Annotated in this window: 15 protein-coding genes and 1 pseudogene; 10 read left to right on the forward strand and 6 right to left on the reverse strand. The window is 74.4% G+C overall.

What is annotated here, in order from left to right; all coding sequences use genetic code 11:
• Positions 1-28 precede the first annotated feature (28 nt).
• Positions 29-2,740, forward strand: a complete 2,712-nt coding sequence (gene polA / locus ACIQVI_RS11885) for a DNA polymerase I (protein WP_351973901.1) — start codon at positions 29-31, stop codon at positions 2,738-2,740.
• A 515-nt stretch (positions 2,741-3,255) separates the two neighbouring features.
• A pseudogene (locus ACIQVI_RS11890) lies at positions 3,256-3,594 on the forward strand (serine hydrolase); the annotation flags it as partial.
• Positions 3,595-3,793: 199 nt separating this feature from the next.
• Here ACIQVI_RS11890 and ACIQVI_RS11895 read toward each other — a convergent pair.
• Entirely contained in the window at positions 3,794-4,714 is a 921-nt protein-coding gene (locus tag ACIQVI_RS11895) for a DUF4184 family protein (RefSeq protein WP_403594143.1), read from the reverse strand.
• A 252-nt stretch (positions 4,715-4,966) separates the two neighbouring features.
• On the opposite strand from ACIQVI_RS11895, the gene ACIQVI_RS11900 reads away from it, so the two are divergent.
• Positions 4,967-6,835, forward strand: coding sequence for a lytic murein transglycosylase (locus ACIQVI_RS11900; protein ID WP_403594146.1), 1,869 nt, complete (start codon positions 4,967-4,969; stop codon positions 6,833-6,835).
• Positions 6,836-7,192: 357 nt separating this feature from the next.
• On the opposite strand, the gene hrpB is transcribed toward ACIQVI_RS11900, so the two are convergent.
• Positions 7,193-9,748 carry an ATP-dependent helicase HrpB gene (hrpB, locus tag ACIQVI_RS11905; protein ID WP_403594149.1) on the reverse strand — a complete coding sequence of 852 codons (2,556 nt, stop codon included), beginning with the start codon at positions 9,746-9,748 and terminating at the stop codon, positions 7,193-7,195.
• Between the two features lie 142 nt (positions 9,749-9,890).
• Complete coding sequence (locus ACIQVI_RS11910) at positions 9,891-10,730, reverse strand: class I SAM-dependent methyltransferase (RefSeq protein WP_403594152.1); 840 nt, start codon at positions 10,728-10,730, stop codon at positions 9,891-9,893.
• Positions 10,731-11,077: 347 nt separating this feature from the next.
• On the opposite strand from ACIQVI_RS11910, the gene rpsA reads away from it, so the two are divergent.
• Positions 11,078-12,586 (forward strand): 30S ribosomal protein S1, encoded by a 1,509-nt coding sequence (gene rpsA / locus ACIQVI_RS11915; RefSeq protein ID WP_121830289.1) that lies wholly within the window; start codon positions 11,078-11,080, stop codon positions 12,584-12,586.
• Between the two features lie 109 nt (positions 12,587-12,695).
• Here the strand turns inward: rpsA and ACIQVI_RS11920 are convergent, their stop codons facing one another.
• On the reverse strand, positions 12,696-13,643 hold the full coding sequence (locus ACIQVI_RS11920; RefSeq protein WP_403594155.1) for a right-handed parallel beta-helix repeat-containing protein: 948 nt from the start codon (positions 13,641-13,643) through the stop codon (positions 12,696-12,698).
• A 222-nt stretch (positions 13,644-13,865) separates the two neighbouring features.
• Between ACIQVI_RS11920 and ACIQVI_RS11925 the strand changes: the two genes are divergently transcribed.
• The 3 genes from ACIQVI_RS11925 (at position 13,866) to ACIQVI_RS11935 (ending at position 15,883) form a co-directional block, all read left to right on the forward strand.
• Positions 13,866-14,804: a PAC2 family protein gene (locus tag ACIQVI_RS11925; RefSeq protein ID WP_351972284.1), complete on the forward strand. Its 939-nt coding sequence runs from the start codon at positions 13,866-13,868 to the stop codon at positions 14,802-14,804.
• Between the two features lie 31 nt (positions 14,805-14,835).
• On the forward strand, positions 14,836-15,441 hold the full coding sequence (gene coaE / locus ACIQVI_RS11930; RefSeq protein ID WP_403594158.1) for a dephospho-CoA kinase: 606 nt from the start codon (positions 14,836-14,838) through the stop codon (positions 15,439-15,441).
• Positions 15,442-15,514: 73 nt separating this feature from the next.
• Positions 15,515-15,883, forward strand: coding sequence for a tetratricopeptide repeat protein (locus ACIQVI_RS11935; RefSeq protein WP_351972286.1), 369 nt, complete (start codon positions 15,515-15,517; stop codon positions 15,881-15,883).
• Between the two features lie 67 nt (positions 15,884-15,950).
• On the opposite strand, the gene ACIQVI_RS11940 is transcribed toward ACIQVI_RS11935, so the two are convergent.
• Both ACIQVI_RS11940 and ACIQVI_RS11945 read right to left on the reverse strand, forming a co-directional pair.
• Entirely contained in the window at positions 15,951-16,220 is a 270-nt protein-coding gene (locus ACIQVI_RS11940) for a DUF6343 family protein (protein WP_121830295.1), read from the reverse strand.
• Between the two features lie 102 nt (positions 16,221-16,322).
• Positions 16,323-16,658 carry a hypothetical protein gene (locus ACIQVI_RS11945; protein WP_351972287.1) on the reverse strand — a complete coding sequence of 112 codons (336 nt, stop codon included), beginning with the start codon at positions 16,656-16,658 and terminating at the stop codon, positions 16,323-16,325.
• A gap of 365 nt (positions 16,659-17,023) precedes the next feature.
• Between ACIQVI_RS11945 and ACIQVI_RS11950 the strand changes: the two genes are divergently transcribed.
• From ACIQVI_RS11950 to ACIQVI_RS11960, 3 genes are all read left to right on the forward strand, one after another.
• Entirely contained in the window at positions 17,024-19,882 is a 2,859-nt protein-coding gene (locus ACIQVI_RS11950) for a DEAD/DEAH box helicase (RefSeq protein ID WP_403594162.1), read from the forward strand.
• Positions 19,879-21,147 (forward strand): SWIM zinc finger family protein, encoded by a 1,269-nt coding sequence (locus ACIQVI_RS11955; RefSeq protein ID WP_351972289.1) that lies wholly within the window; start codon positions 19,879-19,881, stop codon positions 21,145-21,147. The genes ACIQVI_RS11950 and ACIQVI_RS11955 overlap by 4 nt, the downstream gene beginning before the upstream one ends.
• Before the next feature lie 127 nt (positions 21,148-21,274).
• Positions 21,275-22,069, forward strand: coding sequence for a chaplin (locus ACIQVI_RS11960; protein ID WP_403594166.1), 795 nt, complete (start codon positions 21,275-21,277; stop codon positions 22,067-22,069).
• Positions 22,070-22,080 lie beyond the last annotated feature (11 nt).

A 22,080-nucleotide genomic window follows, 5' to 3' on the forward strand; every position in this document is an offset into this window, starting at 1 on the left:
TGTCGGTGGGCCGTGGCAGGATCGTCCCGTGGCCGAGACAGCATCGAAGAACACCGCAGACACCCGCCCCCGCCTGCTCCTGATGGACGGGCACTCGCTCGCGTACCGTGCCTTCTTCGCGCTGCCCGCGGAGAACTTCACCACCGCGACCGGACAGCCGACGAACGCGATCTACGGGTTCGCCTCGATGCTGGCGAACACGCTGCGCGACGAGGCGCCCACCCACTTCGCGGTCGCGTTCGACGTGTCCCGCAAGACCTGGCGGTCCGAGGAGTTCCCCGAGTACAAGGCGAACCGCTCGAAGACCCCCGACGAGTTCAAGGGCCAGGTCGAGCTGATCGGCGAGCTGCTCGACGCGATGCGCGCGCAGCGCTTCGCCGTCGACGGCTTCGAGGCGGACGACGTCATCGCCACCCTTGCCACGCAGGCCGAGGCCGAGGGCTTCGACGTCCTGATCGTCACCGGCGACCGGGACTCCTTCCAGCTCGTCACCGACCGCGTCACCGTGCTCTACCCCACCAAGGGCGTCTCCGAGCTGACCCGCTTCACCCCGGAGAAGATCCAGGAGAAGTACGGCCTGAGCCCCGCGCAGTACCCCGACTTCGCGGCCCTGCGCGGCGACCCGTCGGACAACCTGCCCGGCATCCCCAAGGTCGGCGAGAAGACCGCCGCGAAGTGGATCAGCCAGTTCGGCTCCTTCGACCAGCTCGTCGAGCGGGCCGACGAGGTCAAGGGCGTGGCGGGGCAGAACTTCCGCGACCACCTGGAGTCGGTCAAGCTCAACCGGCGCCTGACCGAGATGGTCCGGGACGTCGAGCTGTCGAAGACGGTGGCCGACCTCGCCCGCGAGCCCTACGACCGGGCGGCCGTCGCCCTCGTCCTCGACACCCTGGAGATCCGCAACCCCTCCCTGCGCGAGCGGCTCCTCGCCGTCGACCCGGGCTCCGCCGAGGAGGACGCCCCGGCGCCCGCCGCCGGCGTCGAGCTCGACGCCTCCGTCCTCTCCGCCGGCGAGCTCGCCCCCTGGCTCGCCGAGCACGGCACCGAGCCCCTCGGCGTCGCCACCGTCGACAGCTGGGCGCTCGGCACCGGCAGCGTCGGCGAGGTCGCCCTCGCCGCCGCCGGGGGCGCCGCCGCCTGGTTCGACCCCAGCGAGATCGACGAGGCCGACGAGCGGGCCTGGGCCGCGTGGATCTCCGACCCCGACCGCCCCAAGGTCATGCACAACGCCAAGGGCGCCATGCGGGTCTTCCCCGAGCACGGCTGGAGCGTCGCGGGCGTCACCATGGACACCGCCCTCGCCGCCTACCTCGTCAAGCCCGGCCGGCGCTCCTTCGCCCTGGACGCGCTCTCCGTCGAGTACCTCGGCCGCGAGCTGGCCCCGGCGGCCGCGTCCGACGGGCAGCTCGCCTTCGGCGCCGACGACACCGCGGAGGCCGAGGCGCTCATGGCCCAGGCCCGCGCCGTCCTCGACCTCGGCGGGGCCTTCGAGGAGCGGCTCGGCGAGGTCGGTGCCCGCGAGCTCCTCCACGAGGTCGAGCTGCCCACCTCCGCCCTCCTCGCCCGCCTGGAGCGGCACGGCATCGCCGCCGACCGCGAGCACCTGGAGGCCATGGAGCAGCAGTTCGCCGGCGCCGTCCAGCAGGCCGTGAAGGAGGCGCACGCCTCCGTCGGCCACGAGTTCAACCTCGGCTCGCCCAAGCAGCTCCAGGAGGTCTTCTTCGGCGAGCTGAACCTCCCGAAGACCAAGAAGACCAAGACCGGCTACACGACCGACGCCGACGCGCTCGCCTGGCTGGCCGGCCAGACCGAGCACGAGCTGCCGGTGATCATGCTCCGCCACCGCGAGCAGGCCCGGCTCCGCTCCACCGTCGAGGGCCTGATCAAGACCGTCGCCGCCGACGGCCGGATCCACACCACCTTCAGCCAGACCGTCGCCGCCACCGGCCGCCTCTCCTCCACCGACCCGAACCTGCAGAACGTGCCGGTGCGCACCGACGAGGGCCGGGCCATCCGGCACGGCTTCGTCGTCGGCGAGGGCTTCGAGGCCCTGATGACCGCCGATTACAGCCAGATCGAGCTGCGGGTCATGGCCCACCTCTCCGAGGACGAGGGCCTCCTGGAGGCCTTCAGCTCCGGCGAGGACCTGCACACCACCGTCGCCTCCCAGGTCTTCGGCGTCGAGCGGTCCGCCGTCGACTCCGAGATGCGCCGCAAGATCAAGGCCATGTCGTACGGCCTGGCGTACGGCCTGTCCGCCTTCGGCCTCGCGCAGCAGCTGACCATCGACCCGGCCGAGGCCCGGATCCTCATGGAGACCTACTTCGAGCGCTTCGGCGGGGTCCGGGACTATCTGCGGCGCGTCGTCGACGAGGCCCGCGCCACCGGCTACACCGAGACGATGCTGGGCCGCCGCCGCTACCTGCCCGACCTCAACAGCGACAACCGCCAGCGTCGCGAGGCCGCCGAGCGGATGGCGCTCAACGCCCCGATCCAGGGCACGGCCGCCGACATCGTGAAGGTCGCCATGCTGAACGTCGACCGGGCGCTCACGGAGGCGGGCCTCACCTCCCGGATGCTCCTCCAGGTCCACGACGAAATCGTGCTCGAACTCGCCCCCGGCGAGCGCGAGCAGGTCGAGGCCCTGGTCCGTGAGCAGATGTCCGGCGCGGCCCATCTGCGTGCCCCGCTCGACGTCTCCGTCGGCGTCGGCCGGGACTGGGACTCGGCCGCGCACTGACGCACCACCCGCCCCCGGGCCCGTACGGACGCCGTACGGGCCCGGGGGCGTTCGGTCGCCGGTGGGGGCCCCGGTGGTCGCGGGGGCGGGTGGTTTGCGCCGGATGGACCACTCCGGAGGGCGTCCCGGCGGCCGGGCTCACGAGACTGAGCAGCATGATCACGAGCCTCCGCGCCCGCCTCCGTGCCTGGGCCCTGCTCGGAGTCGTACTCGGGGCATCGGGCACCGCCTGGCCCGCCGAGGCGCACCGGGCGCCCGCACTCTGCACCTCGTCCCGCGAACCGGCCCTCGCCGCCCGGCTGTCCCGGGACATCGCGACGGCCCTCCGGAACCGCGACGGCACGGTCTCCGTCGCCCTGCACGACCCCGGGCGCGGACTGCGCTGCCGGCTCGACGACACCCTGGTGTACGACTCCGCCAGCGTCGCCAAGGTCCTCATCCTGGAGGCCGTCCTCGGGCGGGCGGCGGAGCTCGGCCGCGCGCCCACCCGCCTGGAGTCCCAGCGGATGAGGGCGATGATCACGCGCTCCGACAACAAGGCGGCCGGCGAGCTGTGGCAAGGGCTCTCGCGCGCCCGCCTCACCCGGGTGCTCCGCGACGTCGGGGCCCGGGACACCGTTCCCGGCCACGGCGGCTACTGGGGCCTGACCCGGACCACCGCCCGCGACCAACTGGCCCTCCTCGCCGCGGTGTCCCGCCGCGCCGAGGCGCTGTCCCTGATGGGCCAGATCGTCCGCGACCAGGCCTGGGGCGTCACCTCGGGCGCGCCCCGCACGGTCAAGGTCCACCTCAAGAACGGCTGGCTGCCCCGCGCCACCCACGCCTGGCGGGTCCACAGCGTCGGCGTGGTGCGCCCGGCGGCGGGCAAGGGGAGGACCAGGGGCGCGGCCGGGGCCTCCGCGACCGACTACCGGCTCGCCCTCCTGAGCCACGGCAACCCCACCATGCGGTACGGCATCCGCACCTTGGAGGGGGTCGCCCTGGCCGTGCACCGCACGCTCTCCGGCGGCGCGGCGGCCCGCGGCTTCACCCCCTCGGAGAAGATCGGCGAGGTCACGGACGGGAGCGCTCCGGCCGGGACGCCCGGTCCTTCCGGGGCGCCCGGTTCTCTTCCTCCGCGTTCGGGAGAGCCGAGGCAGGGGCAGGGGTTCCCGTACCCGGAGCGGGCGACGCTGCCCGCAGCCGCACCCCCGTCCCGTACAGCACGAGCCCGACGGCGAGCCCGGCGCCGGCCCCGAAGCACGCTGTCGGAATGACGTCCAGGGGCGTCTCGATCCGGTCCCAGCCCCAGTACGAGGCCCAGCGCAGCACTCGGTGGGCGACCCCGGCGAGGACGCAGCCGCCGATGAGCCCGGCCGCGAGGAGCCGCCCGCGCCGGTCCGGGACCGGCACGCCGGCGGGCAGCTCCGCCCCGGGCGCGGTGGAGCGCAGGGCCCGGACGGTGAAGCAGCCGAGGAGCCCCAGGGCCAGCGCCGAACCCCCGTACTGCGCGTAGAGGTAGACCGGGAAGCCGGCCACGACCTCGCCGAGGAAGGGGATCGCGCGGGTGCCCCAGCGGTCGATGTGGGTGAACGAGTCCCACACCACGTGGGTCGTGGCGCCCAGCGCCGCCGAGAGGAAGAACCAGCCCGCGAGCGCGGCCGGACGCCGCTCCCGCCAGCGGCGGCCCACGACGAGCCCGTACACCCTGCCCCGCCACCGGGCGGGCAGCAGCGCCACGAGCGGCTCGCGCACGGTCAGCCAGAGGGCGACGAGCGCGGCCGCGATCAGGACGTCGGCCGTGACGATCCCGACGGGGGAGTGGGTCACGTCCCCGAAGGCCATCGCGTCGGGGAACGCCGTGGCGGCGAAGTAGGTCATGTCGGGTGCGAAGGAACCCGCGACGAGGGCGGACGCGACCAGCGGCCCGCGCGCGGTCCCGTTCCGGCGCAGCCCGGGCAGCACGGCGGCGGCATGGCTCAGCGTGAACGGCAAGGGGGACTCCCGGGGTTCGGACGGCGACGGCCGGTGGACGCGGGCCGGCGGTCCATGATCGGTCGCAGTGCAAGAGGCGCCGGGCGGCCCGGTCGGTTCCCGTCCCCGTTTGATCGGGAGGCGGCCAAGAGGTGACGAAAGCGTGAAACACGGTCACCGGCCGGTACTCGCCGGTACGGAGTTGGCATAGGGTCACCGGAGGCCACGCGCGGGGAGCGCGGGGCCTCAGTCGATCGGGGAGGGACGACGCATATGGCACCGGACATCGGCCGCCGGCTGCGCAGGGGGGCCACCAGCGGTGCGGTGGTGGCCGCGGCGGTCGCCGCGCTCGCCGCCTCGCAGGCACCGGAGGCGATCCAGCCGACCACGGACAACTCCGGTGGCGACCGCGCCGTCGGCGCCGGGGACACCGCCCCGTCGTCCGGCGGCGGGGGCTCCGCGACCGGTGACTCGCCGTACTACACGGAACTGCCGCCGCTGAAGACGCCGAACAAGCCGGGCAAGCCCGGGACGAGCGTCAACCTGCCGGTGATCATGGGGCCGGCCGAGGCCGGCATACCCGCGTCCGTCCTCTCCGCCTACAAGCGGGCCGAGCAGTCGATCCGCTCGACCGACCCCGGCTGCAACCTGCCGTGGCAACTGCTCGCCGGCATCGGCAAGGTCGAGTCCGGGCAGGCGCGCGGCGGCCGGGTCGACGCCAACGGCACGACCACCTCGCCGATCCTCGGCCCCGCCCTCAACGGCGTCGGCTTCGCCAACATCTCCGACACCGACGGCGGCGCCTACGACGGCGACAAGGTCCACGACCGCGCCGTCGGCCCGATGCAGTTCATCCCGTCCACCTGGGCCACCTGGGGCCAGGACGCCAACGGCGACGGGAAGAAGGACCCGAACAACATCTACGACGCGGCGCAGGCCGCCGGCCTCTACCTCTGCGCCAACGACCGCAACCTCGCGCTCAGGGCCGACCTCGACCGCGCGATCCTCAGCTACAACCGCTCGACCGAGTACCTGAACACGGTCCTGTCCTGGTTCGAGTACTACAAGCGCGGCACCCACCAGGTCCCGGACGGCACGGGCGTGCTGCCGGTCGACCGCAGCGACGACCGCCGCCCGGGCGGCTTCCCCAGCCCCACCGCGCCGTTCATCCCCGTGCCGACGTCCCCCTCCCCGACGTCCCCCGCGCCGAAGCCGGGCACCCAGAACCCGAAGCCGCCGGAGCCTTCCAAGCCCGGAACGACCAAGCCGCCGACCGTTCCGACCAAGCCCCCCACCACCGACCCGACGCCGCCCACCACGCCGGCCGGGAAGGTGGCGGCGCTCGCGGTCGCCGCCAACGGAAAGCTGACCGCGCCCACCGACAGCGACTTCGCCAAGACCCCCCGGGTCGCGGCGCTCGACGCCTCGGGCAAGCCGGTCTCCAAGGTGAGCGTCCGCTTCGAGATCGTCGGGGCCACCGACACCCGCTTCGCCGGGGGCAAGACCTCCGTCACCGCCACCACCACGGCGGCCGGCATCGCCTCCTCCCCGGCCCTGCGGGCCGGCGAGAAGACCGGGGCGTTCACGATCCGGGCCACCGTCGTGGGCCGGACCCTGGACGCGGCCGACTTCGCCGTGACCGTCACCGAGCGGCAGGCGGACACCCTCGCCCGCGTCGACGGCGACCCGCTGTCGGCCGCCACCGGCACCGCCTTCGACCAGCGGGTCCAGGTCAAGGCCACCGACAAGAGCGCCCTCGCCCCCGGCGTGCGCGTCACCGCGCAGATCGTGACCTCCAAGACGGCCGAGGAGGCGAGCACCGAGGGCCCGACCTTCAAGAGCACGTCCTCCCGCACCGCCACCTTCACGACCGCCACGGACGGCACCCTCACCCTCAAGGCGGGCGACCTCCTCGCGGGCGACAAGGAGGGCATGTACTACCTCAAGCTGACCGCGCCCGGCGGCGGCACCCTCTTCGTCGAGCTCAAGGTCACCGAGCCCGCCACCACCCCCACTCCGGACCCCACCGAGACCGGTACGCCCGAGGCCACCCCCTCGCCGTCCACCTCTCCTTCACCGTCCACCTCTCCCTCGTCGTCCTCCACGCCGACGGCCTCCTCCTCGGCCACGCCCAAGGACTGACCGCCCCGCCGAGGCCGGATCGCTTCGCCGGTGCCTGCCCGGCCCTGGCGAGGCCAGACCGCCTCGCCAGGGCCTGACCGCCCTGCCCGAGGCCCGACACGGTCCGACCGCACCGCGTCTCGCGTCTCCCCGCGCCGCTCCCTCCGTCCGCACCGGACGAGGGGGCGGCGCTTCGCGTTCCCGGAGCGCCTTCCGGACCACCGGCCCCGCCCACCCCGCGCCGTCCTTCGGAGCCCGCCCGGCCCTCACAGCCCACTCGGCCCCCGAAGTTCACCCGGCCCCCGAAGTTCACCCGGCCCCGGAAGTTCACCCGGCCCCGGAGTCCGTTCAGCCCCGGCGTCCGCTCAGCCCCCGGCGTCACCGCCCCCCTCTGAGCCGCGCGCTGGTATGCCGGGTCGCCACCGCCTCGGACGGGTCCTCCGGCCACGGATGCTTCGGATACCGCCCCCGCAACTCCGCCCGCACCGCGCGGTAGCCGTCCCGCCAGAACGACGCCAGGTCGGCCGTCACCGCCGCCGGCCGCCCGGCGGGGGAGAGGAGGTGGACGAGCACCGGCACCCCCGCCACCCGGGGCGTCTCGGCCAGACCGAACATCTCCTGGAGCTTCACCGCGAGCACCGGCCGGTCGCCCCCGTACTCCACCCGTATCCGCGAACCGCTCGGCACCTCGATCCGCTCCGGCGCCAGCTCGTCCAGCCGCCCCGCCTCGCCCGACGCCCACGGCAGCAGCCGCCGCAGGGCCTCACCGGCGCCGATCCGCCCCAGATCGGCACGCCGCCCGGCCCGGGACAGCTCCGGCTCCAGCCACTCCCCGGCCCGGTCGACCAGCGCCTCCTCCGACACGTCCGGCCACGCCCCGCCCACCTCCCGGTGGAGGAACGCCAGCCGCTCGCGCAGCTCCCCGGCCTCCCGGCTCCACCGCAACAGCCCGAGTCCCTCGCGCCGCAGACCGTCGAGCAGCGCCTCCCGGACCAGCGCCCGATCGGCCCCGGCGCCCAGGGGCCGCACCGTCAGCTCGACCGCGCCCAACCGGTCCACCGAGCGCGCGACCACGTCCCCGTCCTCCCAGCGGACCTCCTCGCCGGTGGACCGCAGATGCCCCGCCGCCCGCCGCGCCACGGCCTCGTCCACCACCACCGCGAGCCGCACCCGTGCCGTGGCGTCCCGCGCCGTACGGTCCGCCACCGCCACGGCCAGCCACGGAGCGGACCGCAACCCGGAGCCCTCGGCGAGCCGCGCCCCGCTCCCCGACACCATCAGATAGCCGCCCTGCTCCCGGGCCCTGGCCACCCGCTCCGGGAAGGCGAGCGCCGTCACCAGCCCGGCCACGGCGTCGTCGCCCTCCCCAACCGCCGCCAGGGGCAAGCCGCTTGTCCCGGCCTCCGCCTCGCCCGCCGCCCGCTCCAGACGCCGCGCCTCCGCCTTCCACCGCGCGCCGTACCCGTCCGCGCCCCGGCGGGCCGCCCGCCAGGCCGCCGCCAGGTCGTCCCCGTAGTCGCGCGGCGGCTCCTCGCCGAGCAGCGCGACCACCTCGGCGGCCCGCCGGACCCCGACCTCCGGCGCACCGTCCAGAAGGGCGCGGCCCAGCCGGGGATGGAGCCCCAGCCGGGACATCCGCACCCCCCGCTCCGTGGCTTGGCCCGCCGCGTCCACGGCCCCGATGGACCCGAGGACCGCACGGGCCGCTTCCATCGCCCCGGCCGGCGGCGCGTCGAGCAGCGCGAGCCCCCCGGCCGTCGGATCGCCCCAGCAGGCGGCCCGCAGAGCGAAGTCCGCCAGGTCCGCGATCCTGATCTCGGGCGAGGGGAACCGCGCCCGGCCACCGTCCTCCGCCTCCGACCAGCAGCGGTAGACCACGCCCGGCGCCTCGCGTCCCGAGCGCCCGGCCCGCTGCGTCGCCGCGGCCGTCGACACCGGCACCGTCGCCAGCGACCCGAGCCCCCGGGCGTGGTCCGTCCGGGGCTCCCGCGCGAGCCCCGAGTCGACCACCACCCGCACCCCCGGAACCGTCAGGCTCGACTCCGCCACCGACGTCGACAGCACCACCCGGCGCCGCCCGCCCGGCTCGACGCCCCGCAGCACCGCGTCCTGCACCGCCGCCGGAGCCCGCCCGTGCAGCTGGAGCACCTCGGCGTCCAGCCCGGACAGCAGCCCCGCCGTCCGCGCGATCTCCCCCGTACCCGGCAGGAAACAGAGGACGTCGCCCGCGTGCCGCTCCAGGGCGGTCCGCACCGTCGCCGCTACGTGGCGCAGCAGCTCCGGATCCACCCAGGTGCCGTGCGCGGGCCTGATCCCGGAGGGTGGCGCGGCGAACCGGACCTCGTACCCGTGCCCCTCGCCCTCGCTCCGCACGATCGGCGCGGGACCGCCGCCGTCGAGGGCCGTGAGCAGCCGGGCCCAGGCCTCGGCGTCGCTCGTCGCCGAGGCGGCGATCAGGTTCAGCTCCGGCCGCAGGGTCGCCCGCACGTCCACCAGGAACGCCATCGCCGTGTCCGCGTCCAGGTGCCGCTCGTGGCACTCGTCGAGCAGCACCACGTCGACCCCCGCCAGCTCCGGGTCGCGCTGGAGCCGCTGGAGCAGGATGCCCGTGGTCACCACCTCGACCCGGGTCGCCGGTCCGGCCCGCCGCTCGCCGCGCACCGAGAAGCCGACCGCGCCGCCGACCTCCTCGCCGAGCAGCCACGCCATCCGCCGGGCCGCCGCCCGCACCGCCATCCGGCGCGGCTCGGCCACCAGCACCCGCCGCGCCGGCCCGTCCCCCATGAATCCCGCGAGCGCCAGCGGCACCAGCGTCGTCTTGCCGGTGCCGGGAGGAGCGGACAGCACCGCCGTGCCGCGCTCCGCGAGCGCGGAGAGCAGCTCGGGGACGGCATGGCGGACGGGGAGACGGTCGAGCGCTTCGTTTCGGATCACGCACTCAGTCTCGTACGCGGAAGAAAAAGGCGGGCCCCGTTGTCCACAGGGCCCACCCATAAGTGCGACTGCCGTATATGAACACGGCCGGTGAGGGTGACGCGTCCGCCCCCGGCTACTTCCCCCGGCCACCCCGCCCCGGCTACTCCGCCCGCTCGCACACGAAGATCGCCGTCCCCGGGATCAGGTTCCCCCGCAGCGGGGACCAGCCGCCCCACTCCTGGCCGTTCCAGGACGGCCACTCCGGCTCGACCAGGTCCACGAGCCGGAACCCGCCGGCCACCACATCCCGCACCCGGTCCCCGAGCGTCCGGTGGTGCTCCACGTACACCGCCCGCCCCTCCTCGTCCTGCTCGACGTACGGCGTGCGGTCGAAGTACGAGGCCGCGACCGAGAGCCCCTCGGGCCCCGGCTCGTCCGGGAAGGCCCAGCGGATCGGGTGCGTCACCGAGAACACCCAGCGCCCGCCCGGCCGCAGCACCCGGCGCACCTCCCGGAACACCCGCACCGGATCGGCGACGAACGGCACCGCCCCGTACGCCGAGCAGGCCAGGTCGAAGGAGCCGTCCCGGAACGGCAGCGCCCCCGCGTCCGCCTCCACCAGCGGCACCTCGCCGCCGATCCGCAGCGCGTGCTGGAGCTGCCGGTGCGAGAGGTCGAGCGCCACCGGCCGGGCCCCCCGCGCCGCCAGCCACCGGGAGCACTGCGCGGCGCCCGCGCCGATCTCCAGGACGTCGAGGCCCTTCAGGGAGGCGGCGGGGCCGAGCAGCCCGGCCTCGGCCTCGTTAAGGCCCTCGGGGCCCCACACGAACCGGTCGTCGCCCAGGAAGGAGCCGTGCTCGCTCTGGTACTCGTCGGCGTTCCGGTCCCACCATCCGCGGCTCGCCCGGCTGCTCTCCGCGTCCCCCGCGTCACGCCGGGTCGCCTCCGCCCCGTCGGCCTCGTCCTCGACCGCGTCTTCGTGTCCGTACTCTTGGTTCATCTCGCCCGCCGATGTAGTTTGCGCGTCAGTACCGCCGTGCGGCGGGCCACGCCGACACGGCGTGGAAGGACATGAGTGGTGCCGGAGTTGAGCGGATCTGCCCCGGGTGCGCGCTTCGCGCATTGACCCTGTCCGGCTGCTTCCGTATGCTAAAGGTTGCGCTGCGGGTCTGCGTGCCTCAGACGGAGCAGGCCGCGCTCGTACCTGGTATATGTCCCCTCGGTTTTCGAGGCTCCTCCCGTCCGCGGGCAGGGGGCCTCATTGGCTGTCCGGCTTCTTGGTGCGATACGGGCTCACGGCGTAGCAGTACCTACGACTTTCTGTCCGTAACCGGAGCCCTTTCCCACATGACGAGCAGCACCGAGACCACCGCCACCACCCCGCAGGTTGCGGTCAACGACATCGGTAACGAGGAAGCCTTCCTCGCCGCGATCGACGAGACGATCAAGTACTTCAACGACGGCGACATCGTCGACGGCGTCATCGTGAAGGTCGACCGGGACGAGGTCCTGCTCGACATCGGTTACAAGACCGAAGGTGTCATCCCGAGCCGCGAGCTCTCGATCAAGCACGACGTCGACCCGAACGAGGTCGTCAAGGTCGGCGACGAGATCGAGGCCCTGGTTCTCCAGAAGGAGGACAAGGAAGGCCGCCTGATCCTCTCGAAGAAGCGCGCCCAGTACGAGCGCGCCTGGGGCACCATCGAGAAGATCAAGGAAGAGGACGGCATCGTCACCGGTACCGTCATCGAGGTCGTCAAGGGTGGTCTCATCCTCGACATCGGCCTCCGTGGCTTCCTGCCGGCCTCCCTCGTCGAGATGCGTCGCGTCCGCGACCTCCAGCCCTACGTGGGCAAGGAGCTCGAGGCGAAGATCATCGAGCTGGACAAGAACCGCAACAACGTGGTCCTGTCCCGCCGTGCCTGGCTGGAGCAGACCCAGTCCGAGGTCCGCCAGACCTTCCTCACGACCCTCCAGAAGGGTCAGGTCCGCTCCGGCGTCGTGTCCTCGATCGTCAACTTCGGTGCCTTCGTGGACCTGGGTGGCGTCGACGGTCTCGTGCACGTCTCCGAGCTGTCCTGGAAGCACATCGACCACCCGTCCGAGGTCGTCGAGGTCGGCCAGGAGGTCACCGTCGAGGTTCTCGACGTGGACATGGACCGCGAGCGCGTCTCCCTGTCGCTGAAGGCGACCCAGGAGGACCCGTGGCAGCAGTTCGCCCGGACCCACCAGATCGGTCAGGTCGTCCCGGGTAAGGTCACCAAGCTGGTTCCGTTCGGTGCGTTCGTCCGCGTGGACGAGGGCATCGAGGGTCTGGTCCACATCTCCGAGCTGGCCGAGCGCCACGTGGAGATCCCGGAGCAGGTCGTCCAGGTCAACGACGAGATCTTCGTCAAGGTCATCGACATCGACCTCGAGCGCCGCCGCATCAGCCTCTCGCTGAAGCAGGCCAACGAGTCCTTCGGTGCCGACCCGGCCTCGGTCGAGTTCGACCCGACCCTGTACGGCATGGCCGCGTCCTACGACGACCAGGGCAACTACATCTACCCCGAGGGCTTCGACCCCGAGACCAACGACTGGCTCGAGGGCTTCGAGACCCAGCGCGAGGCCTGGGAGACCCAGTACGCCGAGGCGCAGGCTCGCTTCGAGCAGCACCAGGCCCAGGTCATCAAGTCCCGCGAGGCCGACGAGGCCGCCGCTGCCGAGGGCGCTGCCGCCCCGGCCGCCGGTGGCAACGCCGGTGCGGGCATCTCGGGCGGTTCCTACTCCTCGGAGTCGGACGACAACTCCGGCGCCCTGGCGTCGGACGAGGCGCTCGCCGCCCTGCGCGAGAAGCTGGCCGGCGGCCAGAGCTGAACAGGCTCTCCGCTGAGCGCTAGCCGCTAGCGAAACCGAGGCCCGTTCCCCTCCGGGGGAGCGGGCCTCGGACGTTTTTCCAGGGATCGGAGATCGGGGCCCCGGCCCCTCAGGGCGTCACGGCGATGTTCGTCAGGCCGTTTCCGCCGGTCACCGTGTTCGAGGCGTACACCGTGGTTTTGCACGAGCCGCTCTGGTGGGTGACGTTGATCGCGAGCCGCTGCGGACCGGTCGCGCCCGTCAGGTTCGCGCGGTTGCCGCGGAAGACCGTCCCGCACCCCCAGCCGCTCTGCTGACTGTGGGTCTCGAAGCCGTTGTTCGTCGTGTTCACCCCGGTGTTGTCCTCCACGAGGACGTCGTTGCCCTTCACGTCGACCCAGGAGTCGTCGTAGTTGGCCCCGGTCAGCCCGCGCCCGTCGAAGGTGTTGCCGACGATCCTCGCCCCGGTCGTGCCCTCCTTGACGTCGACGCTCTCGCCGCCGACGTCCGGTCCGATGACGTTGTTCAGGATCTGCGCGCCGTCGCTCCGGTCGGAGAGATCGTTGGCGGTGCCGATGTACACGCCCTCGCCCATGCCCCGGCCGTCGTTCCCGGTGTCGTGGATCCGCGAGTTCTTCAGGACCCCGTTCCTGCTGGAGTTGCGGAAGTGCACGCCCTCCATGGTCAGGTGGTGCACGGTCACCCCGTCGATCACCACGTGGTCCGCGGCGTCGGTCATGATCCCCTTCTGGCCGCCGGTCACCGTGACCCCCTTCACCGTCCAGTACGAGGCGCCGTTCAGATGCAGCCCGTAGCCGCCGCGAGCGGTCAGCACCGCGCGCGGGGAACCGGTCAGGGTGATCCGGGCGGCCGGGGTGCCCGCCACGGTCGCCTTGAAGTTCCCGGTGTACGTGCCGTCCGCGAGGTGGATCGTGTCGCCGGGGCGCGCGGCGGTGAGCGCCGACTTGAGCTGGGCGGCGGTCGCGACCTCGATGGTCGCCGCGGCGGCCGGAGAGGTCGTGAGGGGGACGGCGAGGAGCGCCGGGAGGAGGGGGAGGAGCAGCGTTCGAGTGCGCATGGATGCCTTCCGGGGCAGGAATGGGGGGTGTTCCTGTATGTGCACGGGGGTCGAGAGACTGAACGCGACGCTGTCCGGAGACGGTAGGGAGCCGCCCTGGGCGTGTCAAGGTCTGGACCAGTGCCCGGAGTTCGCGGCGTTCCCGCCGAAAGACCGCGCGTCCCGGGAATGGCGGCGGCACCCGGCGCGTTCCCAGAGAGAACACGAGGAGGAGCGGTAATCGTGCTTGATCCGCAGGATTTGTACGAATGGGACCCGAAGGGCGTGGCCGTCGTCGACATGGCTCTGGCGCAGGAGTCGGCCGGCCTCGTCATGCTGTACCACTTCGACGGCTACATCGACGCGGGCGAGACCGGCGAGCAGATCGTCGAGCGCGTGCTCGACACCCTTCCGCACCAGCTGGTGGCCCGCTTCGACCACGACCGGCTCGTGGACTACCGCGCCCGCCGCCCGCTGCTGACCTTCCGGCGCGACCGCTGGACCGCGTACGAGACGCCGTCCATCGAGGTCCGCCTCGTGCAGGACGCCACCGGTGCCCCCTTCCTCGTCCTCTCCGGCCCGGAGCCGGACGTGGAGTGGGAGCGGTTCGCCGCCGCCGTCCGGCAGATCGTCGAGCGCCTCGGCGTGCGCCTCGCCGTCAACTTCCACGGGATCCCCATGGGCGTGCCGCACACCCGCCCGGTCGGGCTCACCCCGCACGGCAGCCGCACCGACCTCATGCCCGGCCACCGCAGCCCCTTCGACGAGGCCCAGGTGCCCGGCAGCGCCGAGGCCCTCGTCGAGTACCGGCTCACGGAGGCCGGCCACGACACCCTCGGCGTCGCCGCCCACGTCCCGCACTACGTGGCCCGCTCGGCGTACCCGGACGCGGCCCTGACCGCGCTCGAGGCCGTCACGGCCGCCACGGGCCTCGTCCTGCCGGGCGTCGCCCACTCGCTGCGGACGGAGGCCCGCCGCACCCAGACCGAGATCGACCGCCAGATCGGCGAGGGCGACGAGGAGCTGGTGGCGCTCGTGCAGGGCCTGGAGCACCAGTACGACGCGGTGGCCGGGGCCGAGACCCGCGGCAACCTCGTCGCGGAGCCCGCCGACCTGCCGTCGGCGGACGAGCTGGGCCGCGAGTTCGAGCGCTTCCTCGCCGAGCGGGAGGGCGACGCGTAGCCCCGCCGGGGCAGGCCCTAAGCTGCCGCTCATGCTGAAGGTGGGCCTGACCGGCGGGATCGGCGCCGGCAAGAGCGAAGTGTCACGGCTGTTCGTCTCGTACGGAGCCGTCCTCATCGACGCAGACCGGATCGCCCGCGAGGTCGTGGAGCCCGGCACCCCGGGGCTCGCGGCCGTCGTGGAGGCCTTCGGCGAGGGCGTCCTCACCGCGGAGGGGGCGCTCGACCGGCCGAAGCTCGGCTCCCTCGTATTCTCCGACGCCGACCGCCTGGCCACCCTCAACGCCATCGTCCATCCCCTGGTCGGCGCCCGGTCGGCGGAGCTGGAGAGCCGCGCGGAGGCCGGGGACGTCGTCGTCCACGACGTGCCCCTGCTCACCGAGAACGGGCTCGCGCCGCTCTACGACCTGGTCGTGGTCGTGGACGCCTCCCCGGAGACCCGGCTCGACCGGCTCGTACGGCTCCGGGGCATGGACGAGTCCGAGGCCCGGGCCCGGATGGCGGCCCAGGCCACGCGCGCGCAGCGGCTGGCCGTCGCGGACCTCGTGATCGACAACGACGGACCGCTCGACGCGCTGGAGCCGCAGGTGCGGAAGGCCTGGGACGAACTGGCCCGGCGGGCCGCCTCCTCGTCCTAGGACCCCGGAGACCGGGCGGAATGCGGCCGCCGGGTCCGGTGTTCAACCACCGAACGAGGGGAAGGATGCCATCGTGGCCGACAGCAATCCGGAAACGCACGTCATCGACTTCCGCGCCGCAGAGCACCTGCTGGCCGCGCGGGACCCCCGGGGCGCCGTGAAGCTGCTGGACTCGGTGATCGCCGCCCACCCCGAGAACACGGCCGCGCGCCTGCTGCGCGCGCGGGCCTTCTTCGCCGCCGCCCAGCTGCGGCCCGCGCAGCTGGAATTCGAACTGGTCCTGGAGCGCGAGCCGGACAACGCGTTCGCGCACTTCGCCCTCGCCCGCACCTTCGAGCGCTCCGGACAGACCGACCGGGCCACCCGGCACTTCCGCCTCGCCGCCGCGCTCGACCCCAAGCCGGAGTACCTGCAAGCGGCGGGCTTCGACTCGCAGAACTGAGACGCACGGGACCCGGACGGACGGGCTCCAGACGCGCACGACCCGGACGTACGGGGCAGGGCGGCGCTCAGCGCTTCCCGCCGCCGCGGTCGGGATCGTACGGGGGGACGTCCCGGCCCGGCTGCCAGTGCGGCCCCTGCCGCATCCGGCGCACCACGAGGACCAGGTCGCACAGGACCACCAGGAACAGCACCCCGCAGGCCGCCGCCCAGCCGGGGCGGCCCACCAGGGCGAACGCGACCGTGCCGAAGGCCGCCCACAGCAGCCCCCACACGCTCAGCCAGAACCGCATCCGCAGGGGACTGCGCGCGGTCACCGGCTCGCTCCCGGTTCGCATGGCGGTCACGTCTCCCGTGAGGGTTTTCCCGGACACCTCCAGCATGGACCCGTTCCGGGCGAAACCGAAGGGGGAGCCGGACCGGCCCCGGCGGCCCGTGGCCTAGTGGATGACGCTGTAGCTGCGCCAGGGCGGGGTGTCCGGAACGATGTGCTCCCCGGTGCTGGCCGGAAGATAGGTGGACTCCTCGCCCCGGCAGTCGGGGGTCGGGTACAGCACGATGTCCACCAGAGTGTTGTTCTCGACGCTGGTCGCGCCGGCCGGTGCCAGGCGGTGGCAGCCCTTCACCGAGGGGCTCGTCACCATCACCCCCACGTCGCGTCCCGTCTCGTACTCGATCGTGCCCACGGCGGTGCGGCCGAGGCCCGAGCAGCCGGCGACGGCGAGGGTGAGCAGCACGGCCCCGGTGGCGGTCGTGAGACGCCGGCGAACGGACATGGCGGTTCCTCTTCTGTCGGGCGAAGCCGACGGACGGCGATGGACGGCGACGGACGGTGTCGAGCGGTGATGGACGGCGACGAGCGGCGGCGGACGGTGATCGGCCGTGGTGGGCCGTGGCGAGCGGTGCCTCCGGGCCCGACCCCGGTCCAGGCCCACCCTCCCGCCCGCCGACTCCCGTGTCATCCGCTGCTGGGCCGCCCGGGGGAACCGCCCGGCGACCACGGCCGGAACCGCGGTCGCTCTCACGGTCGGACCCGTCGCCGGTCCCGGTTGTCAGACCCCGCCCGTAAGGTCGGAGGTCCACGTCGGAGTTCGCCCGAGCTCCGTCGCGCGGCGGACGGCCGGGGGAGGAGAGCGGAGCCGTGACACACACCTGGACCACCAGTGCGGCCGTCTTCCTGCCCGCCGCCCTTCCCCGCGAGGGCCGGGTCGCCTTCTGGGCCCCCGACGGCGGCGCGCTGCCGGACCCGGGGACGGCGGCCGGCGCGGAGCGCGTCGAGCTGACCGTCGCCCGGCGGCACGGCACCGGCGCCCGGAGCCGCCGGGTCCCCGCCGTCACGCTCCCGGTCGAGGCCGCCCTGCCCCACCTCGTCGCCGCCCGCCACCACCCGGCCGCCCACCCCGCCACCGCCGGCTGGGGCGCCGCCGCCCTGCACGCCCTGCACCTGGCCGCCCGGGGACGGCTCCTGCCGGGACTCACCGCCGACGACCTGGACGCCTGGCGGGCCGGTCCCCTGGACGCCGACGACATCGCCCATCTGCGGGCCGTCGCCGCCGCCCTGCCGGCCGAGGCCCACGCCGTGCCCGTCCCCGGCCCGGGGCCGCTGCGGCTGCCCGAGCCCGAAGCCCTCGTCCGCGCCTTCCTCGACGCCGTCGCCGACACCCTGCCCCGCACCCCGGCCGCCGCCCACGCGGCCGGGGCGCCGTTCGCCGCCCGCGCCCCGCAGCACCTGCCCCGCGCGCGTGCCTGGGCCGCCGAGGCGGCGGCCGGGATGGACGCCGGAGTCCGCGTCTCGCTCCGCCTCGACCTGTCCGCGTACGAACTCTTCGACATCGGCGCCCCCGGCGGAGGGAGCGCGGAGAAGAGCGGCGGCGAGCGGCACGCGGCCGCCGCGCTCCTCCAGGTCCACAGCCTCGCCGACCCCACCCTCGTCATCGACGCCACGGCCCTGTGGACGGGGGAGGGCGAGCACTTCGGCCCCCGCGCCCGGATCGACGCCGTCCTCGCCCTGCGCCGCGCCGCCCGGGTCTGGCCCCCGCTGGCCCGGCTCCTGGAGCGGGACGTGCCCGACGTCCTCGCCGTCACCGAGGACGAGCTGTACGAGCTGCTCGGCCCCGCCGCCGCCCGGCTCGCCGACGCCGGGGTCGCCGTCCACTGGCCGCGCGAGCTGGCCCGCACGCTCAGCGCCTCCGCCGTCGTCCGCCCGGCGCTCGCCGCGCCCGGCTCCGCGACCGACGGCACCTCCTTCTTCGACAGCGAGGAACTGCTGCGGTTCGACTGGCAGCTGGCCCTCGACGGTGACCCGCTCACCGAGCGCGAGATGGACCTGCTCGCCGAGGCCCACCGGCCCGTCGTGCGCCTCCGCGACCAGTGGGTCGTCGTCGACCCCGACCTGGTCCGCAAGGCCCGCAAGCGGGAGCTCGGCCTGCTCGAACCGGTCGACGCCCTCGGCGTCGCCCTCACCGGCACCGCCGAGGTGGACGGCGAGACCGTCCCCGCCGTCCCCGTCGGGGCGCTCGCCGCCCTCCGCGACCGGCTCCTGGCCGGACCCGAGGACGTGCAGGCCCCGCCCGGCCTCACCGCCACCCTGCGCGACTACCAGCTGCGCGGCCTCGCCTGGCTGGACCTCATGACCTCGCTCGGCCTCGGCGGCTGCCTCGCCGACGACATGGGCCTCGGCAAGACCGTCACCCTCATCGCCCTCCACCTGCGCCGCGCCCGCCGCGCCCCCACCCTCGTCGTCTGCCCGGCGTCCCTGCTCGGCAACTGGCAGCGGGAGGTGCGGAAGTTCGCCCCCGACGTGCCCGTACGGCGCTTCCACGGCGCCGACCGGGACCTGGACGGAGTCGAGGGCGGCTTCGTCCTCACCACCTACGGCACCCTGCGCACCAGCGCCGCCCGGCTGGCCGCGCACGAGTGGGGGATGGTCGTCGCCGACGAGGCGCAGCACGTCAAGAACCCGTTCTCCGCGACGGCCAAGGCGCTGCGCGAGATCCCCGCGCCCGCCCGGGTCGCCCTGACCGGCACCCCCGTCGAGAACAACCTCTCCGAGCTGTGGGCTCTCCTCGACTGGACCACCCCCGGACTCCTCGGACCGCTCAAGGCCTTCCGCTCCCGGCACGCCAGGGCCGTGGAGAACCACGAGGAGACCGAACACGACGAGGCCGTCGAGCGGCTCGCCCGGCTGGTGCGGCCCTTCCTGCTGCGCCGCCGCAAGTCCGACCCCGGCATCGTCCCCGAGCTGCCGCCCAAGACGGAGTCCGACCACCCCGTCCCCCTCACCCGGGAGCAGGCTTCCCTCTACGAGGCGACCGTCCGCGAGACCATGGCGCGGATCGAGGAGTCCGAGGGCATGGCACGGCGCGGCCTCGTCATGAAGCTGCTCACCTCCCTCAAGCAGATCTGCAACCACCCCGCCCAGTTCCTCAAGGAACAGGCCCCGCGCGGCCCCGGCACCGCCCGCCTCGCCGGCCGCTCGGGAAAGCTCGCCCTGCTCGACGAACTCCTCGACACGATCCTCGCCGAGGACGGGTCCGTGCTCGTCTTCACCCAGTACGTGTCGATGGCGCGGCTCCTCGCCGACCACCTGGCCGCGCGCGGCGTCCCCGCCCAACTCCTGCACGGCGGAACCCCGGTGGCCGAGCGGGAGCGGATGGTCGACCGCTTCCAGGACGGCGAGGTCCCCGTCTTCCTGCTCTCCCTCAAGGCCGCGGGCACCGGCCTCAACCTCACCCGGGCCGGCCACGTGATCCACTACGACCGCTGGTGGAACCCGGCCGTCGAGGAACAGGCCACCGACCGCGCCTACCGCATCGGACAGACCCAGCCGGTCCAGGTCCACCGGCTGATCGCCGAGGGCACGGTCGAGGACCGGATCTCCGAGATGCTCCGCGCCAAGCGGGCCCTGGCCGACGCCGTCCTCGGCTCCGGCGAGGCCGCCCTCACCGAACTCACCGACCGGGAGCTCGCCGACCTGGTGTCCCTGAGGAGGCCCTCGTGAACCGCGCCCGGGCCGTGCGCGCGGCCGTCCCCCGCCACGACGACCGCCGCCGCTCCTTCCCACAGGTCGCGCCCCGCGCGGCCCCCGACGGGCGGTTCGCCGCCACCTGGTGGGGCAACGCCTGGGTCGAGGCCCTGGAGGACACCGCCCTCGACCCGGCCCGCCTCGCCCGCGGCAAGGCCTACGCGGGACGCGGGCACGTCGACGCGATCACGGTCACCCCCGGCCGGGTCGTCGCCTACGTCCACGGCAGCAGGCCCCGCCCGTACCGCACCGAGATCAGGATGCGGACCCTCGGCGACGACGGCTGGGAGGAGTTCCTCGACGGGGCCGCCGCGCGCCCCGACCACATCGCCGCCCTCCTCGACAAGGACGTGCCGCACGCCCTGGAGGCGGTGACCGGACTGCTGCCCGCGCCCGGCGACCTCGTCCCCGACTGCTCCTGCCCGGACGACGGCTACCCCTGCAAGCACGCCGCCGCCCTCTGCTACCAGGCCGCGCGGCTCCTCGACGAGGACCCGTTCGTCCTCTTCCTGATGCGCGGCCGCGGCGAGCAGGAGCTCCTCGCCGAACTGACCCGGCGCAACGCGGCCCGGTCCGCCGCCGAGACGGACGCCGCCGCACCCCCGATGCCCACCGTCCCCGCCCGCACCGCCCTCGACGCCGCCGGGGCCGGCCTCCCGCCGCTGCCCGCCCCGCTGCCGCTCCCCGACCGGCCCGGCCGCCCGGCCGTCTTCCCGCCCGACCCCGCCGCCCCCGACCCGCTCGCGCTCGACCTCCTCGCCACCGAGGCCGCCGCCCGCGCCCACGCCTTCCTCACCACGGGGCTCGACCCGGTCGCCGCCCTCACCCCCTGGCAGGACGCGGTCCGCCTCGCCGCCGCGCACCCCGGCTCCGGGCTCACCGCCTCCACCCGCGCGCTCTACCGGGGCCTGGCCCACGCCCTCGACCGCACCCCCACGGACCTGGCCCGCGCCGTCGCCGCCTGGCGGCAGGGCGGCGCCGAGGGCCTCGCGGTCCTGGAGGAGGCCTGGGACCCGCCGGCGGGCCCGTTCGACCGGGCCAGACCCGCGCTGCTCGCCGCCGGACTCCCCGCCTTCCGGCCCTGGCGCAACCGGCTCTCCGCCAGGTCCCTCCAGCTCCGCCTCGGCCGGGACGGCCTCTGGTACGGCTACGAGTCGGACGCCGACCGCGAGGACTGGTGGCCGCGCGGCCACCCCGACCCCGACCCGGTCGGCACCCTCGACGGCCTCCTGGGACGGTGAGTCCACACTCGAACAGGCCACACTCGTTGGGGTGAAACCCTCCGGGGGCCGGATCCGGCGCACACGTCCGCCGCGTTGATTCGGGTACGGGCAACTGCCCGTGCACACCTCCGGAAGGCAGGAAGCCATGAGGCAGATTCGCCGAAGTGGTCTGGCCACACTGTTGGTCACGGGCGGGGCGCTCGCCCTCTCGGCGGGCGCCGCGCACGCCGACGCCGGCGCCCAGGGCGCCGCGGTCGGTTCGCCGGGAGTCGGTTCCGGCAACACGGTTCAGCTGCCGGTGCACGTGCCGGTCAACGTCTGCGGCAACACGGTCAACGTCGTCGGCCTGCTCAACCCGGCCTTCGGCAACGGCTGCGCCAACGTCTCGGACGGGCCGACGGGTTACGGATCGGACGACGACGGCCGCTCCCACTCCCACAAGGACGAGCCCGGCACCCCGCGCGGCGGAGAGCAGGGCGGCTCCGGAGGCGGCTCCCAGAGCGGCGGCTCCTCCAACGGCGGCGGCTCCACCGCCGAGGGCCACGCCGAGGGATCGCCCGGCGTGCTCTCCGGGAACGGCCTCCAGCTCCCCGTCGACGTCCCCGTGAACGTCAGCGGGAACTCGGTCAACGTGGTCGGCATCGGCAACCCGGCCTTCGGCAACACCGCGGTCAACGGCCCCTCGAAGCCGACCCAGCCGATCGAGAAGCCGACGCCCCGCCCGCAGACCCCCGTGCGGAACATCCCGGCCCCGCAGACCGTGCCGCCCGCCCCCGTGCCCGCCCCGGCCCCCGCGCCGCAGGGCGTGACGGGCGAGGCCGCGCTGGCCCACACCGGTTCGTCGGACGCCCTCGGCTTCGCCGCCCCGGCGAGCGCCGCGCTGCTCCTCGGCGGCGCCCTGCTGTACCGCCGCGCCCGACGCACCGGCGACCGGGCCTGAGGGAACGGCTC

The sequence above is a fragment of the Streptomyces sp. NPDC098101 genome, assembly GCF_044760185.1.
In the GTDB taxonomy this organism is placed as follows: Bacteria; Actinomycetota; Actinomycetes; order Streptomycetales; family Streptomycetaceae; genus Streptomyces.